Origin of the sequence: Streptomyces sp. 1222.5 (assembly GCF_900105245.1) — a bacterium.
In the GTDB taxonomy this organism is placed as follows: Bacteria; Actinomycetota; Actinomycetes; order Streptomycetales; family Streptomycetaceae; genus Streptomyces; species Streptomyces albidocamelliae.
Map to the genome: position 1 here is coordinate 1,679,920 of NZ_FNSZ01000001.1, position 14,600 is coordinate 1,694,519.

Here is a 14,600-nt window from a genome sequence, read left to right on the forward strand (position 1 = left end):
CCCGGACCTGCGGGTCCGGGGCTGCGTGGCACGCCGTCCCGAACCCGCGGCCGACCCCGCTGATCAGCGATCTTTACTGCGCTCTTAACCTACGGCTTCGTAACCTACGGATTCGTAGCCTACGATCTCGTAGGTTTCCCGGCACCGCTCGCCGGACCGTCCCCCTCAGTTCCCCTTGCTCGGCGTCCCCCTGGAGTTCCCGTGACGATCACGTCCCCTCACCTCGGCAGCCCGTCCGTCTGGACCGACGCGAAGCTGCTGTACGCGCTGGAGGAAGTGGTCGAGACCGAGCTGAACCGGCATCTGAAGATCGCCAAGGACTGGATGCCGCACGAGTACGTGCCGTGGAGCGACGGCCGCAACTTCCCGGGCCTGTTCGAGGACGGGCAGGCGTGGGAGAAGGAGCACTCCAAGGTCACGGAGATCGGCCGCATCGCCCTCGTGGTCAACCTGCTGACCGAGGACAACCTGCCCAGCTACCACCACGAGATCGCCTCGCTCTTCGGCCGCGACGGCGCCTGGGGCACCTGGGTGCACCGCTGGACCGCCGAGGAGGGCCGGCACGGCATCGTGATGCGCGACTACCTGCTCACCTCGCGCGCGGTGGACCCGGACAAGCTGGAACAGTTCCGCATGTCGCACATGAGCGAGGGCTTCGAGTCCGACAACCGGCACTCGATGCTGCACTCGGTCGCCTACGTCGCCTTCCAGGAGCTGGCCACCCGCATCTCGCACCGCAACACCGGTCACCAGTCCGGCGACCCGGTCTGCGACCGCATGCTGGCCCGCATCGCGACCGACGAGAACCTGCACATGGTCTTCTACCGCAACCTGCTGAAGGCCGCCTTCGAGCTCGCCCCCGACCTGACCATGCAGGCGGTCCGGGACGTCGTGGTGAACTTCCGGATGCCCGGTCACGGCATCCCCGGCTTCGAGCGGGCCGCCGCGCAGATGGCGATCGGCGAGGTCTACAACCTGCGCATCCACCACGACGACGTCCTGCAGCCGGTGCTGCGCTTCCTGAAGATCATGGAGATCGACGGCCTCGGGCCCGAGGGGCTCCAGGCGCAGGAGGAACTCGGTCTGTACATGGGCGGCCTGGACGCGGAGGCCCTGAAGTTCGACGAGAAGCTGGCCGCCCGCAAGGCCCGCATGGCCGCGCGCGCCGGCGGCTGACGCCGCGCCGGCCGTTGCCGGGTGCCCCGTCGCGGGCGCCCGAATGTCAGGAGGAGGCGCGCCGCAGCGCGAGGCGCTCCTTCTCGGACAGCCCGCCCCAGACGCCGAAGCGCTCGTCGTTGGCGAGCGCGTAGTCCAGGCACGCCGGGCGCAGCTCGCACAGGGCGCAGATACGTTTCGCGTCCCGCACCGAGCTGCCCGGCTCGGGGAAGAAGAAGTCCGGCCCGGTCTGCGCGCACAGGGCCTGCGCCTGCCAGGTCTCGTCGGCCGGGGTGATCGTGTCGAAGTGCATGGCCAGGATCGTGCCGTGCGGCGAAAAACGTTCGATCAACGTCGGGTCAACGACGGCCTGGGCCGCCGGCCGTCCCGATGATGCTCCCCGGTGACACGGCCGCGCACGGCGGCGCGCGGGCCTTCGGCGAAAACCGGGAGAACATGTCCGGTCACCCACGGTGAGTGCGGGCGGTGTTCCGGCGCGTCGCGGCGGTCCGGCAGCGATTGTCGGTGGGCGGTGCCAGACTCGGCAGTGCAGCAGCCGGGACCCCTTCCGAGGAGGGCGAAGATGCTCACCACCCGTTTCGTCGACGGCGCTCCGAACTGGATCGACATCGGCACCCCCGACCTCGACGGCGCCCTCGCCTTCTACGGCGGCCTGTTCGGCTGGCAGTTCCGGTCCGCGGGTCCGGACGCCGGGGGCTACGGCTTCTTCCAGCTGGAGGGCAGAACCGTCGCGGGCGGCATGCAGACCGGCCCCGACCAGGGACCGCCGAGCTGGACGGTGTACTTCCAGACCGAGGACGCGCAGGCCACCGCCGAGGCGGCCGAACAGGCGCACGGCCGGGTGCTGTTCCCGCCCATGGACGTGATGGGCCAGGGCCACATGGCGGTCCTCGCCGACCAGGCGGGCGTGCGGTTCGGGCTCTGGCAGCCCGGGCGGACCAAGGGCGTGGACGTGGCGGACGAGCCGGGCGCGCTGTGCTGGGTGGAGCTGTACACGCCGGACATCGCGGCCGCCGCCGCGTTCTACTACAAGGTGCTCGGCCTGGAGACCTCGGGCATGCCCTTCCCGGGCGGGACGTACACCTGCGTCAATCCGGCCGCCGGCGGGGAGGACGCCATGTTCGGCGGCATGGTGCCGATGGCCGACGCCCCGGACGAGGTGGCGGCGGGGCCGTACTGGCTGCCGTACTTCGAGGTGGAGGACACCGACGCGGTGGTCGAGCAGGCGCAGCGGCTCGGCGGGACGGTGCGGATGCCCGCGACGTCCGTGGAGGGCGTGGGCCGCATGGCCAAGCTGGCCGACCCGCAGGGGGCGCGTTTCGCGGTGATCCGCAGCGAGTCACCGCAGGGCTGAGCCGTTCGGCCGCGGGCGGCCCGGAGCGCGCGGCGGCCCTAGGCGGAGGCGCGGCGGATCAGTGTCGTCGGCAGGATCACGCCGGCGTCCGGGCCCGACGGCTCGTCCGGTTCCGGCCGGGCGTCCGGGCCCGGCGCGGGGGTTCCGCCCCGGCCGGCGGACGGGCCGCCCCGCAGCAGCAGACGGGCCATCAGCCGGCCCATCCCCTCGATGTCCTGACGGACGGTCGTCAGCGGCGGATCGGTCTCCTCCGTGACGGGCACCATGTCGTCGAAACCGATGACGGCCACGTCCTCGGGCACCCGCCGGCCGTTGCGGCGCAGCACGCGCAGGGCGCCGAGCGCGGTCAGGTCGTTGGCGGCGAACACGGCGTCCACGTCCGGGCAGCGGTCGAGGAGCGCGCGCATGGCGCGTTCGCCGCCGGCCGGCGTGAAGTCGCTCTCCTCGACAAGCCGGGGATCGCCGCCGCCCATCACCTCGTCCATGACGTCCCGGTACCCGTCGAGCCGGTCCACCGCCGAGGTCTGGTCCAGCGCGCCGGTGATGTGCGCGACGCGCCGGCGCCCCAGGTCCACGAGGTGCCGTACGGCCGTACGGGCACCTCCCCGGTTGTCGCTGTCGACGTACACCGGGCCGGGCGTGCCGTCGCTCCAGTCGGGGCGGCCGCCGAAGACGGTGGGCACGCCCGCCGTGCGGATCAGACCGGGCAGCGGGTCGTCCAGGTGCAGCGAGAAGACCAGGGCGCCGTCGACGTGGCCCCCGGCGAGGTACCGGGCGACGCGCGCGTGGTCGGCACGGCCCTCGGTGAGCAGCAGGACGAGCTGGTTGTCGTGCGCGGTCAGCTCCTTGCTGATGCCGCGCAGTTGCAGGGCGAAGAAGGGGTCGGCGAAGACCTTCGTCTCCGGTTCGGCGATGACGACGGCGACGGCGTGGTGCCGCTTGGTGACGAGGCTGCGCGCCGCCTGGTTGGGGACGTATCCCAGTTCCGCCACGGCCTGCCGCACCCGCTCGGCCAACGGTTCCCGCACCCCGTCCCCGCCGTTGACCACCCGTGACACGGTGGCCCGGGACACCCCGGCCCGCGCGGCCACGGCCTCCAGCGTGGGACGCGACACTGCCTCAGTCACTTCGGGACTCCTCATCGGCGGCTGCCGGTCAGGATAACCGCGGGCCGCCCGCGCCTTGGCCGGGGGAACCGCTCCCGGGTCCGGCTAGGACGTCGGCTCGCGCCGCGCCCGGCTCGGCTGGACCCGCTTCGGTTCGCCCGGCATCTTCGGGTACTCCGGCGGGTACGGCAGGTCGCCCAGACCGTGGTCGTGTTCGTCCCGGCGGGCCAGTTCCAGCAGGGCGTCCAGGGAGTAGGCGTGGTCGTCCATGTCGGCGTGCACGTCACCGAGTTCGGCGAAGCGGGCCGGCATCGTGGCGAGGTCGAAGTCGGCCGGGTGCGCCACGCCGACCTCCTCCCAGCGCAGAGGTGCCGAGACGGGCGCGTGCGGGCGGGGGCGTACGGAGTAGGCGGAGGCGATGGTGCGGTCGCGTGCCGTCTGATTGTAGTCCAGGAAGATGCGGCGCCCCCGTTCCTCCTTCCACCACTTGATGGTGACCTGCTCGGGCATCCGGCGTTCCATCTCCCGGCCGACGGCGATCGCGGCGCGGCGCACCTGGGTGAAGGTCCAGCGGGGTTCGATCGGCACGAAGACGTGCAGACCCCGGCCGCCGGAGGTCTTGGGCCAGCCCCCCAGCCCGCCGAACTCCTCCAGCACGGCGCGCAGTTCGTGGGCGGCACGGACGGCGTCGTCGTAGTCGGTGCCGGGCTGCGGGTCGAGGTCGATGCGGAGTTCGTCCGGGTGGTCGACGTCGGTGGCGCGCACCGGCCAGGGGTGGAAGGTGAGGGTGCCGTACTGGGCGGCCCACACCACGGCCGCCTCCTCGGTGGGGCACATCTCGTCGGCGCTGCGCCCGCTGGGGAAGGTGATGTGGGCGGTCGGGATCCAGTCGGGCATGCCCTTGGGGGCGCGCTTCTGGTAGAACCACTCGCCGCCGACGCCGTCCGGGTAGCGCTCCAGGGTGGTGGGGCGGTTGCGCAGGGCGCGGAGGATGCCGGGTGCCACGGCGGCGTAGTAGCGGGCCAGGTCCAGCTTGGTGTAGCCCGGTTCCGGGAAGAAGACCTTGTCGGGGCTGGACAGCCGTACGGTCCGGCCGGCCACCTCCAGTTCCACCGCAGCACCCATGCGGCCACGGTAGGCGCCCCCCGCACGGCTCGCACACCGGGCGGCGGCGGACGGGTACGAGCAGAATCGAGGCATGGATCTGCCGGTGATGCCGCCCGTGAAGCCCATGCTCGCCAAGTCGGTGGCGAAGATCCCACCGGACATGCACTACGAGGCGAAGTGGGACGGGTTCCGTTCGATCGTGTTCCGCGACGGCGCCGAGATTGAGTTGGGCAGCCGTACCGGAAAGCCGCTGACCAGGTATTTCCCCGAGCTGGTCGCGGCGTTGAGGGAGCGGGTGCCCGAGCGGTGCGTGCTCGACGGGGAGATCGTGATCGCCCGGAACGGCCGGCTGGACTTCGACGCGCTGACGGAGCGGATCCATCCGGCCGCGTCGCGGGTGCGGACGCTGGCCGAGCGGACGCCGGCCTCGTTCGTCGCCTTCGATCTGCTGGCCCTGGGTGACGAGTCGCTGGTCGGCCTGGCGCTGACCGACCGCCGGGCCCTGCTGGAGCAGGCATTGGCGGGGGCGACCCCGCCGGTGCACACGGCCCCCGCGACGACCGACATCGAGCTGGCCCGGCAGTGGTTCGAGCGGTTCGAGGGCGCGGGCCTCGACGGCGTGGTCGCCAAGCCGCTGACGCTGCGCTACCTCCAGGACGAGCGGGCCATGTTCAAGATCAAGCACGAGCGGACGGCGGACGTCGTGGTGGCCGGGTACCGCCTCCACAAGAGCGGGCCGGTGGTCGGCTCCCTGCTGCTCGGGCTCCACGACGAGCAGGGCCGGCTCCAGCACGTGGGCGTGTCGGCCGCCTTCCCCATGAAGCGGCGGGCGGAGCTGATCGAGGAACTGGAACCGCTGCGGATGGACGACGTGCGGGGGCACCCGTGGGCGGCCTGGTCGGACGAGGCCGCCCACGAGACGGCCCGGCTGCCGGGGGCGCCGAGCCGCTGGTCGGGCAAGAAGGACCTGTCGTGGGTGCCGCTCCGGCCGGAGCGGGTCGCGGAGGTGGCGTACGACCACATGGAGAACGGGCAGCGGTTCCGGCACACGGCCCGCTTCCGCCGCTGGCGCCCGGACCGTACGCCGGAGAGCTGCACCTACGCCCAACTGGAGGAGCCGGTGCGCTACGACCTCGCCGAGATCCTCGGCGAGAAGGAGTGACCCGGCCGCGGCCGGCCTCCGCTCAGGGCTGCATGAGGACCTTCACGGCGCCGTCCTGCTTGCGCTGGAACATCTCGTAGGCGTGCGGCGCCTCGGCGAGCGGCACCCGGTGGGTGGCGAAGTCGTCGACACCGAGCGGGTCCTGGTCGGTGAGGAAGGGCAGGATGTCGTCGGTCCAGCGGCGGACGTTGGCCTGGCCCATGCGCATCTGGATCTGCTTGTCGAAGAGGGTGAGCAGCGGGATCGGGTCGGCCATACCGCCGTACACACCGCTCAGCGAGATGGTCCCGCCGCGGCGGACCAGGTCGATGGCCGTGTGGAGAGCGGCGAGCCGGTCGATGCTGAAGCGCTCCGCGAAGGGCGCGGCGATCTTGCGCGGCATCATGGCGGTCGCCGTCTGGGCGAGCTTGGCGGCGGCGCTGCCGTGCGCCTCCGTGCCGACCGCGTCGATGACGGCGTCCGGGCCCCGGCCCGAGGTCTCCTCGCGGATCGCCTCCACCAGCGCCTTCTCGTCGTCGAAGGCCCTGAGGTCGTACGTCTGGACACCGCGCCGCTTCGCCCGGGCGAGCCGCTCCGGCACCAGGTCGACGCCGAACACCCGCTCGGCGCCCCGGGCGAGGGCGATCCGGCAGGACATGTCGCCGATCGGCCCCAGGCCGAGGACCGCGACCGTGCCACCGGGCGGGATCGCCGCGTACTCGACGGCCTGCCAGGCGGTGGGCAGCACGTCCGAGAGATAGACGAAACGGTCGTCCGACGGGCCCTCGGGCACCTTGATCGGGCCGAACTGAGCCTGCGGGACCCGCAGATACTCGGCCTGCGCGCCGGGCACGGCGCCGTACAGCCGGGTGTAGCCGAACAGGGCGGCGCCCATGCCCTCCCCGTGGACCTGGGTGGTCTCGCACTGGGTGGGCAGCCCGGTGTCACACATGAAGCAGTGCCCGCAGGCGATCTGGAACGGCACCACGACCCGGTCGCCGGGCCGCAGGTTCGGCACGTCGGAACCGACCTCCTCGACGATGCCCATCGGTTCATGGCCGAGGATGTCGCCCGGGGTCATGAACGGCGTGAGCACCTCGTACAGATGCAGGTCGGAGCCGCACAGTCCGGTGGACGTGATGCGGATGACGGCGTCCGTGGGCTCCTCGATCCGCGGATCGGGCACGTCGTCCACCCGTACGTCCCGATGGCCCTGCCAGGTCACTGCCTTCATGGGGTCGCGCTCCCTTGCCCTCGCGTGCGCGCCGGTACCGCCCTGGCGCATCCGGCGCGGCTGTGTCTGCGTGCGATGGCGGCCGGGTACCCGCACGCACCACGCCGAACCACGCCGCGTCCGGACATGGCCGTCGATGTCCTCATGAGCGCACAATCGGACAGACGAACGGGGTGACGACGGTGGGCATGGGACACAGGGCGCGCGGACGGCGCGCCGCACTGACGGCGGCCGTGCTGGCGGCCGCGCTGACGGCAGGCTGCTCCGGGCAGGGCCGCCCCGGTGACGACGGCGTCCCGGGCCGCACACCGGCACCGGACGCCTCGGCCTCGGCGGCCGGCTCCCCGCTCGCCGTCAAGATCGACAATGTGGCCGGTGCCCGCCCGCAGACCGGTCTGGACGCCGCCGACGTGGTCTACGCCGAGCAGGTGGAGGGGGGTCTGAGCCGGCTGCTCGCGGTGTACGCGACCCGGTTCCCCGAGACCGTCGGGCCGGTGCGCAGTGCCCGCGCGTCGGACCTGGAGCTGCTGCGCCAGTTCGACCGGCCCACCCTCGCCTTCTCCGGTGCCCAGCGCAGGCTGCTGCCGCTGATCGACCGGGCGCCGGTGGAGGCGAGGTCGCCCGACGAGGCACCGGACGCCTACTACCGGGGCAGCGGCAGGGCCGCACCGCACAACCTCTATCTGCACCCCGCCGGGCTGCTGCCCACGGCGCCCGGCGCGGGCGCGCTCACCACGGGCTTCCGGTACGGCCGGGCCCCGGCCGGCGGCACTCCCACGGCCACCCGGACCGTGCGCTATCCGGCCGCCCGCTTCACCTTCACCTGGTCCGCCGGGCGCGGGGGCTGGCTGGTCGCGATGGACGGCGCCCCCACGACGACGACCGACGGCCCGCGGCCGGCCCCCGCGACGGTCGTGGTGCAGCACGTGAGGGTCCGCGCCTCCGGGTACCACGACGTCCTCGGCAACCGCACGCCGTACACCGAGACGGTCGGTTCGGGGCGGGCGGAGGTGCTCCGGGACGGCCGCTCCTTCACCGCCGGCTGGTCACGGCCGACGGCGGGGGACGGCACGACGTTCACCACACCGGACGGCGCCCCGATGGACTTCGCCGAGGGCCAGGTGTGGGTGGTGTTCGCACCGGCTCCGTAGCGGCGCCCGCTCGCCGGGCCGGCGTCCCGCCCGCCCGGATCCCGTCAGCCCCGCGCGCCCTGCGGTTCGGCCGCGTTGCGCAGGTCCTCCGCCGCGTCGGCGACCCGGCGGATCAGGTCGAAGAACACGGTCTGCTCCTCGGCGGAGAGCGGGGCGAGGAACACCTGGTTCATGCGGGCGGTGCGCACGGTCAGCCTGCGGTGGGTGCGCAGGCCGTCGTCGGTGAGACGGAGCAGGGAGCGACGGCCGTCCTCGGGGTCGCGCACCTTGTGCAGCAGCCCGCGGCGGCCGAGCCGGCTGATGACCTCGGCGATGGTCGACCGGTCCAGGCCCACCCGCTCCCCCACCGTCCGCTGGTCGAGGCCGGGCTCCGCGACGAGCGCGTTCATCACCGCGAACTGCGGCGAGGTGATCTCCTCCGAGACCATCGTGTTCCACAGCAGGTAGTGCGCCTGCTGGAGCCGGCGGGCCAGGTGCCCGGGATGGGTGGCGAGGTCCACGGCGGCCATACCCGCTCCCTAGATCGATTCGTTGGTGCACTGAACGATACCCGGTGCCCGCCTGCCTGTCTCCGATCGAAAGCGCCTTTCCGAGCAGCTCTTGACCGTTCTGGTGGTCGGTGGCAGCGTGTGGAACACCTCGCTGGAATACTCAGTGTGCTGACTAATCTCGGAGAGACGGGGCTTCACGGATGGACAAGGTGGTGGCCACCGCCCCGGCGGCGGTGGCCGATGTGCCGGACGGCGCGTCCCTCGCCGTCGGCGGGTTCGGGCTCAGCGGTGTCCCGAACGTGCTGATCCAGGCGCTGTACGAACGCGACGTCGGCGGTCTGGGCGTGGTCTCGAACAACTGCGGGGCCATGGACACCGGGCTCGCCGTGCTGCTGGCCGCGGGGCGGATCGCCCGGGTGACCGGCTCGTACATCGGCGCCAACAAGGAGTTCGCCCGCCAGTACCTGGCCGGCGAGCTGGAGGTGGAGCTGATCCCGCAGGGCACCCTCGCCGAGCGGCTGCGTGCGGGCGGCGCCGGCATCCCCGCCTTCTACACCCCGGCCGGGGTCGGCACCCAGGTCGCCGAGGGCGGACTGCCCTGGCGCTACGACGGCTCGGGCGGCGTCGCGCTGGCCTCGCCGCCCAAGGAGGTGCGGGAGTTCGACGGGGTGGAGTACGTCCTGGAGCGCGCCATCCGCACCGACTTCGCGCTGGTCCGCGCCGCGAAGGGCGACCGGCACGGCAATCTGGTCTTCAACCGGTCGACCCGGAACTTCAATCCCCTCGCCGCCATGGCCGGGCGGATCACGGTGGCCGAGGTGGAGGAGCTGGTCGAGCCCGGCGAGATCGATCCCGACGCGGTGCACGTGCCGGGGGTCTTCGTGCAGCGGGTCGTGCCGCTCACCCCGGAGCAGGCGGCGGACAAGAAGATCGAGCGGCGCACGGTCTCCGCGCCCTCGGCACGAGGGACGGTGAACGGCTGATGGCCCGCACACGCGAGGAGATGGCCGCCCGTGCCGCGCGCGAGCTGCGCGACGGCCAGTACGTCAATCTCGGCATCGGTCTGCCCACCCTGATCCCGAACCACCTGCCCGAGGGCGTCGAGGTGGTGCTGGAGTCGGAGAACGGCATTCTCGGCACCGGCCCCTACCCCGGCGAGGACCAGGTCGACCCGGATCTGATCAACGCCGGCAAGGAGACCGTGACCGTCCTGCCCGGCGCGTCCTTCTTCGACTCGGCGCTGTCCTTCGCGATGATCCGCGGCGGGCACATCGACGTCGCCGTCCTCGGTGCGATGCAGGTCTCCGCCGGCGGCGACCTGGCCAACTGGGCCGTGCCGGGCAAGCTCGTCACCGGGATCGGGGGCGCGATGGACCTGGTGCACGGCGCCCGTCGGGTGATCGTGGTGATGACGCACACCGCCAAGGACGGCTCCCCCAAGATCCTCAAGGAGTGCACCCTGCCGCTCACGGGCAAGGCGTGCGTGAACCGGGTCATCACCGATCTCGCCGTGCTGGACGTCACCGTCGACGGGCTCGCCCTGGTGGAGACCGCACCGGGTGTGACCGTCGACGAGGTCGTCGCCGGGACCGACGCCGAACTCGTCATCGCGGAGGACCTGCTGTGAACCCCGTCTACCTCGTCGACGCCGTCCGCACCCCGATCGGCCGCTACAACGGCGGCCTGGCCCCGGTCCGCCCGGACGACCTCGCCGCCCACGTCGTCCGCGCGCTGCTGTCCCGCTCGCCGCGGCTCGACCCGGCGGTCCTCAACCCCCAGGGCGGCGCGATCGCGCTGGGACACCCGCTCGGCGCCTCCGGTGCCCGACTCGCCGGCACCGTTGCCCACCGGCTCGCCCGCTGGGGCTCCGGCACCGGCGTGGCCACCCTCTGCATCGGCGTGGGCCAGGGCCTCGCCCTCGTCCCGGAACGATAGGAAACGTCAGGTACCGCCATGCCCCTCACCCAGCAGGACATCGACCAGGAGATCGCTGCCGAGCACGCCGCGTACGAGAAGCGGGTCGCCGAGGGCGCGCCCGTCGAGCACCACCCGCGCCGCGACTACGCGCCCTACCGCTCCTCGGTGCTGCGCCACCCGAAACAGCCCCTGGTCGCCATCGACACCGCCAAGGACCCCGAACTGGTGGAGCTGCACTCCCCCGCCTTCGGGGAGCGGGACATCACCGAGATCGACAGCGACCTCACCCGGCAGCACACCGGCTCGCCGGTCGGCGAGCGGATCACCGTCTCCGGACGGCTCCTGGACCGCGCCGGGCGCCCGGTCCGGGGCCAGCTGATCGAGATCTGGCAGGCCAACTCGGCCGGGCGGTACGCCCACCGGCGTGAGCAGCACGACGCCCCGCTCGACCCGAACTTCACCGGAGTGGGCCGCACCCTCACCGACGCCGAGGGCCGCTACCACTTCACCACCGTCCAGCCGGGCCCCTACCCCTGGCGCAACCACGTGGGCGCCTGGCGCCCCGCCCACATCCACTTCTCGGTGTTCGGCGCGGCGTTCACCCAGCGGCTCGTGACCCAGATGTACTTCCCGAACGACCCGCTCTTCCCATACGACCCGATCCTGCAGTCCGTGACCGACGACGCGGCCCGGCAGCGGCTGGTCGCCACCTACGACCACGGCCTGTCGGTGCCGGAGTTCTCCCTCGGCTACCACTGGGACATCGTGCTCGACGGCCCGGCCGCCACCTGGACGGAAGAAGGACGCTGACCGCTATGACGCAGATCGACACGAGCGGCCCGGAGCACGTGCTGCCCACACCGTCCCACACGGTCGGTCCGTTCTACGGCTACGCGCTGCCGTTCCGCGGCGGCGAGGAGATCGCGCCGGCCGGCCACCCGGACACCGTCACCGTGCACGGGTACGTCCTCGACGGCGCGGGCCGGCCGCTGCCGGACGCCTTCGTCGAGGTGTGGGGTGCGTGCCCCGACGGCACGGTCCCCCGGGCGGACGGCGCCCTCCGGCGCGATCCGGCGACCGGCGGCCATCTGGGCCGCAACGGCGTGGAGTTCACCGGCTGGGGCCGCGCCCAGACCGACGCGAGCGGCCACTGGTACGCCCGTACGCTGCGGCCGGGCGCCCGCGGCGGCGGCGCGCCGTACCTGAGCGTCTGCGTCTTCGCGCGGGGCCTGCTCACGCATCTGTTCACCCGGATCTACCTGCCGGGCGACGAGTCCGCGCTGGCCGCCGACCCGCTGCTCACCCGGGTGGGCGAGCGCCGCGGCACGCTGATCGCGAGCGAGGAGGCGGCGGGGACCCACCGCTTCGACATCCGCCTCCAGGGCGAGGGCGAGACGGTCTTCCTGGAGTTCCGGTGACAGCGGCGTCCCCGGCCCCCGACGACGACGGCACCGGCCTGCTCGGCCCCGGGTGGGCCGGCGCCCCGGCGGCCCGCACGACGGGCGACACCGCCTACCTGCGGGCCCTGCTCGACGCCGAGGCCGCCCTGACCCGCGCCCAGGCCGCACTGGGCCTCGCCCCCGCCGAGGCCGCCGCCGCGGTGACCGAGGCCGCCGACCCGGCCCGCTTCGACATCCACTCCCTCGCCGCACGCGCCCGCGCCGGCGGCAACCCGGTCATCCCGCTCGTCGCCGACCTCACCCGGGCGGTGGGCGAACCCTACGGCCCCTACGTGCACCGGGGCGCGACGAGCCAGGACATCATGGACACCGCCGCCATGCTGGTCGCCGCGCGCACCCTGGAGCCGGTCCTCGCCGACCTCGCCCGGACCGAACGCGCCCTCTCCCGACTGGCCGGCGCCCACCGCGACACGCCGATGCCGGGGCGTACGCTCACCCAGCACGCGGTGCCGACGACGTTCGGCCTGAAAGCGGCCGGCTGGCGCTCTCTGGTCCTGGACGCGCGCGACCGGATCGTCCCGGTACGGCAGGCGCTGCCCGCGCAACTCGGCGGCGCCGCCGGCACACTGGCCGCCTTCCGGGCGTACGGCGCCCCGGACGCGACCGCGCTGACCGAGGCGTACGCCCGTGAAGTGGGCCTGGCCGCGGCACCGTTGCCCTGGCACGCGCTGCGCACACCGGTCGCCGACCTGGCCGGCTGCCTCGCGTTCACGGCGGGCGCGCTGGGCAAGCTCGCCGAGGACGTACTGACCCTGTCGCGCACCGAGACCGGCGAGGTCGCCGAGGGTGACGGCGGCGGCTCGTCGGCCATGCCGCACAAGGCCAACCCGGTGCGCGCCACCCTTCTCGCCTCCGCCGCCCGCCGGGCCCCGCAACTCGCGGCCACTCTGTACGGCTCCCTCGCCGCCGGGGACGAGCGGCCGGCCGGGGCCTGGCACGCCGAGTGGGAGCCACTGCGCGAGCTGCTCCGGCTGACCGGCGGCGCGGCCCGCGACGCGGCCGAACTCGCCGAGGGGCTGCGGGTGGACCCCGCGGCCATGCGGCGCGATCTGGACCTCACCCGGGGTCTGATCGTCTCCGAGCGCCTGTCCGCCGTCCTCGCCCCCCGCCTCGGCCGCGCCCGGGCCAAGGACCTGCTCACCGAGCTCGCCCGCCGGTCCCACGCGGAAGAGCGCCCTCTGGGCGAACTCCTGGCCGACGAAGCCGAGTTGAAAGACCTGGACATGCCCGAGCTGACGGACCCCGCCGGCTACACCGGCTTCGCCGGCGATCTCACCGACCGTGCCCTGGAGCGACGTTGACCGTGAAACTCCTCAACCACCTGACGGAAGGCCCCGCCTCCGCTCCCCCGCTGCTGCTCGGACCCTCGCTCGGCACCTCCCTGGCCCTGTGGGACGGGGTGGCGCCCGAACTGTCCGCCGGACACCGGGTGGTGCGCTGGGACCTGCCGGGTCACGGCGGTTCGGCCGCGGACCTGATCGGGCCCGGCGCGACCGTCGGCGACCTCGCCGCGCTGGTGCTGGACCTGGCCGACACGCTCGGCATCGACCGGTTCGCCTACGCGGGCGTCTCCCTCGGCGGTGCGGTCGGCCTGCACCTGGCCGTGCACCACCCCGAGCGGCTGATCTCGCTGGCGGTGCTGTGCTCCTCGGCCCACTTCGGGGGTGAGGCACCCTGGCGGGAGCGGGCCGAACGGGTGCGCCGGGAGGGCCTGGGGTGGCTGGTGGAGAGCGCCGACGCGCGCTGGTTCACGGCCGGGTACTCCGATCCGCGGCTGGTACGGGACCACCGTGCGGCCGACCCGGAGGCGTACGCCGCCTGCTGTGACGCGCTCGCCGCCTTCGACCTGCGCGACCGGCTCGCCGGCATCACCGTGCCCACCCTCGCCGTGGCGGGCCGGGAGGACCCCGCGACCCCGCCGGCACACCTGCGGGAGATCGCCGACGCGGTGCCCGCCGCGACGCTGGTGGAGCTGCCCCGGGCCTCCCATCTGGCTCCGGCCCAGTGCCCGCGTGCCGTGCTCACCGCGCTGCGCACCCAGCTCGACGGGCCGCCCGCGAGCGGGATGTTTGTACGCCGGGAGGTGCTGGGCGACGCCCATGTGGACCGGGCACAGGCCCGCCAGACCCCGTTCACGGCCCGCTTCCAGGACTTCATCTCCCGCTACGCCTGGGGGGAGATCTGGACCGATCCGACACTGTCCCGCCGTGAACGCAGCATGGTCACCCTGACGGCGCTGGTCGCCCACGGTCACCACGACGAACTCGCCCTGCACGTCCGGGCGGCGCGCCGCAACGGGCTGACGCCGGACGAGATCGGCGCGGTGCTGCTGCAGAGCGCGGTGTACTGCGGGGTGCCGGCCGCCAACTCGGCCTTCGCGGTGGCCCAGCGGGTGCTGGCCGAGGAGGAGCGGGGCGAGGGCTGACGGCCGGATGTGGGACGGGTGCGAGGGGTCGCCCCCCG

Annotated in this window: 15 protein-coding genes and 1 pseudogene; 11 read left to right on the forward strand and 5 right to left on the reverse strand. The window is 73.4% G+C overall.

The features are described from left to right. The first annotated feature begins 201 nt into the window (after positions 1–201). A complete protein-coding gene (locus BLW57_RS07615) occupies positions 202–1,176 on the forward strand; it encodes an acyl-ACP desaturase (protein ID WP_093473113.1) in 975 nt (324 codons plus the stop codon). A 46-nt stretch (positions 1,177–1,222) separates the two neighbouring features. Here BLW57_RS07615 and BLW57_RS07620 read toward each other — a convergent pair whose 3' ends face one another. Further along, the gene (locus BLW57_RS07620) at positions 1,223–1,468 is read right to left on the reverse strand and encodes a WhiB family transcriptional regulator (RefSeq protein WP_073892133.1); all 246 of its coding nucleotides are present in this window, start codon (positions 1,466–1,468) and stop codon (positions 1,223–1,225) included. Between the two features lie 270 nt (positions 1,469–1,738). On the opposite strand from BLW57_RS07620, the gene BLW57_RS07625 reads away from it, so the two are divergent. Beyond that, positions 1,739–2,530 (forward strand): VOC family protein, encoded by a 792-nt coding sequence (locus tag BLW57_RS07625; protein ID WP_093473115.1) that lies wholly within the window; start codon positions 1,739–1,741, stop codon positions 2,528–2,530. 38 nt (positions 2,531–2,568) lie between these two features. On the opposite strand, the gene BLW57_RS07630 is transcribed toward BLW57_RS07625, so the two are convergent. Together BLW57_RS07630 and ligD are read right to left on the reverse strand one after the other, a co-directional pair. Next, positions 2,569–3,657 carry a LacI family DNA-binding transcriptional regulator gene (locus tag BLW57_RS07630; protein WP_093473117.1) on the reverse strand — a complete coding sequence of 363 codons (1,089 nt, stop codon included), beginning with the start codon at positions 3,655–3,657 and terminating at the stop codon, positions 2,569–2,571. Between the two features lie 84 nt (positions 3,658–3,741). Then, positions 3,742–4,761 (reverse strand): non-homologous end-joining DNA ligase, encoded by a 1,020-nt coding sequence (ligD, locus tag BLW57_RS07635; protein WP_176985505.1) that lies wholly within the window; start codon positions 4,759–4,761, stop codon positions 3,742–3,744. Between the two features lie 73 nt (positions 4,762–4,834). On the opposite strand from ligD, the gene BLW57_RS07640 reads away from it, so the two are divergent. After that, positions 4,835–5,905 carry an ATP-dependent DNA ligase gene (locus tag BLW57_RS07640; RefSeq protein ID WP_093473120.1) on the forward strand — a complete coding sequence of 357 codons (1,071 nt, stop codon included), beginning with the start codon at positions 4,835–4,837 and terminating at the stop codon, positions 5,903–5,905. A 22-nt stretch (positions 5,906–5,927) separates the two neighbouring features. Here the strand turns inward: BLW57_RS07640 and BLW57_RS07645 are convergent, their stop codons facing one another. Next, positions 5,928–7,118, reverse strand: coding sequence for a zinc-dependent alcohol dehydrogenase (locus BLW57_RS07645; RefSeq protein ID WP_093473122.1), 1,191 nt, complete (start codon positions 7,116–7,118; stop codon positions 5,928–5,930). A gap of 188 nt (positions 7,119–7,306) precedes the next feature. On the opposite strand from BLW57_RS07645, the gene BLW57_RS07650 reads away from it, so the two are divergent. After that, on the forward strand, positions 7,307–8,269 hold the full coding sequence (locus BLW57_RS07650) for a DUF3048 domain-containing protein (protein WP_093480582.1): 963 nt from the start codon (positions 7,307–7,309) through the stop codon (positions 8,267–8,269). Between the two features lie 44 nt (positions 8,270–8,313). Here BLW57_RS07650 and BLW57_RS07655 read toward each other — a convergent pair whose 3' ends face one another. Beyond that, positions 8,314–8,778 (reverse strand): MarR family winged helix-turn-helix transcriptional regulator, encoded by a 465-nt coding sequence (locus tag BLW57_RS07655; protein ID WP_093473124.1) that lies wholly within the window; start codon positions 8,776–8,778, stop codon positions 8,314–8,316. 182 nt (positions 8,779–8,960) lie between these two features. On the opposite strand from BLW57_RS07655, the gene BLW57_RS07660 reads away from it, so the two are divergent. From BLW57_RS07660 to pcaD, 7 genes and pseudogenes are all read left to right on the forward strand, one after another. Continuing rightward, the gene (locus tag BLW57_RS07660; RefSeq protein WP_093473125.1) at positions 8,961–9,743 is read left to right on the forward strand and encodes a CoA transferase subunit A; all 783 of its coding nucleotides are present in this window, start codon (positions 8,961–8,963) and stop codon (positions 9,741–9,743) included. Next, a complete protein-coding gene (locus tag BLW57_RS07665) occupies positions 9,743–10,387 on the forward strand; it encodes a CoA transferase subunit B (protein WP_093473127.1) in 645 nt (214 codons plus the stop codon). Before BLW57_RS07660 ends, BLW57_RS07665 begins: the two co-directional genes overlap by 1 nt. 119 nt (positions 10,388–10,506) lie before the next feature. After that, positions 10,507–10,695, forward strand: a pseudogene (locus tag BLW57_RS07670) (3-oxoadipyl-CoA thiolase); the annotation flags it as partial. A gap of 18 nt (positions 10,696–10,713) precedes the next feature. Continuing rightward, positions 10,714–11,487: a protocatechuate 3,4-dioxygenase subunit beta gene (gene pcaH, locus BLW57_RS07675; RefSeq protein WP_093473129.1), complete on the forward strand. Its 774-nt coding sequence runs from the start codon at positions 10,714–10,716 to the stop codon at positions 11,485–11,487. Between the two features lie 5 nt (positions 11,488–11,492). Beyond that, the gene (gene pcaG, locus BLW57_RS07680; protein WP_093473131.1) at positions 11,493–12,095 is read left to right on the forward strand and encodes a protocatechuate 3,4-dioxygenase subunit alpha; all 603 of its coding nucleotides are present in this window, start codon (positions 11,493–11,495) and stop codon (positions 12,093–12,095) included. Then, on the forward strand, positions 12,092–13,438 hold the full coding sequence (gene pcaB / locus BLW57_RS07685; protein ID WP_093473133.1) for a 3-carboxy-cis,cis-muconate cycloisomerase: 1,347 nt from the start codon (positions 12,092–12,094) through the stop codon (positions 13,436–13,438). Before pcaG ends, pcaB begins: the two co-directional genes overlap by 4 nt. Further along, on the forward strand, positions 13,435–14,562 hold the full coding sequence (gene pcaD / locus BLW57_RS07690; protein WP_093473134.1) for a bifunctional 3-oxoadipate enol-lactonase/4-carboxymuconolactone decarboxylase PcaDC: 1,128 nt from the start codon (positions 13,435–13,437) through the stop codon (positions 14,560–14,562). The genes pcaB and pcaD overlap by 4 nt, the downstream gene beginning before the upstream one ends. Positions 14,563–14,600 lie beyond the last annotated feature (38 nt).

Bases quoted from the DNA above. Each gene is read 5' to 3' on its own strand.
- BLW57_RS07625 (WP_093473115.1), top strand. From the start codon at position 1,739: ATGCTCACCACCCGTTTCGTCGACGGCGCTCCGAACTGGATCGACATC.
- BLW57_RS07660 (WP_093473125.1), top strand. From the start codon at position 8,961: ATGGACAAGGTGGTGGCCACCGCCCCGGCGGCGGTGGCCGATGTGCCG.
- BLW57_RS07665 (WP_093473127.1), top strand. From the start codon at position 9,743: ATGGCCCGCACACGCGAGGAGATGGCCGCCCGTGCCGCGCGCGAGCTG.
- ligD (WP_176985505.1), bottom strand. From the start codon at position 4,761: ATGGGTGCTGCGGTGGAACTGGAGGTGGCCGGCCGGACCGTACGGCTG.
- BLW57_RS07645 (WP_093473122.1), bottom strand. From the start codon at position 7,118: ATGAAGGCAGTGACCTGGCAGGGCCATCGGGACGTACGGGTGGACGAC.
- BLW57_RS07650 (WP_093480582.1), top strand. From the start codon at position 7,307: ATGGGACACAGGGCGCGCGGACGGCGCGCCGCACTGACGGCGGCCGTG.
- pcaG (WP_093473131.1), top strand. From the start codon at position 11,493: ATGACGCAGATCGACACGAGCGGCCCGGAGCACGTGCTGCCCACACCG.
- BLW57_RS07620 (WP_073892133.1), bottom strand. From the start codon at position 1,468: ATGCACTTCGACACGATCACCCCGGCCGACGAGACCTGGCAGGCGCAG.
- pcaH (WP_093473129.1), top strand. From the start codon at position 10,714: ATGCCCCTCACCCAGCAGGACATCGACCAGGAGATCGCTGCCGAGCAC.
- BLW57_RS07655 (WP_093473124.1), bottom strand. From the start codon at position 8,778: ATGGCCGCCGTGGACCTCGCCACCCATCCCGGGCACCTGGCCCGCCGG.
- BLW57_RS07640 (WP_093473120.1), top strand. From the start codon at position 4,835: ATGGATCTGCCGGTGATGCCGCCCGTGAAGCCCATGCTCGCCAAGTCG.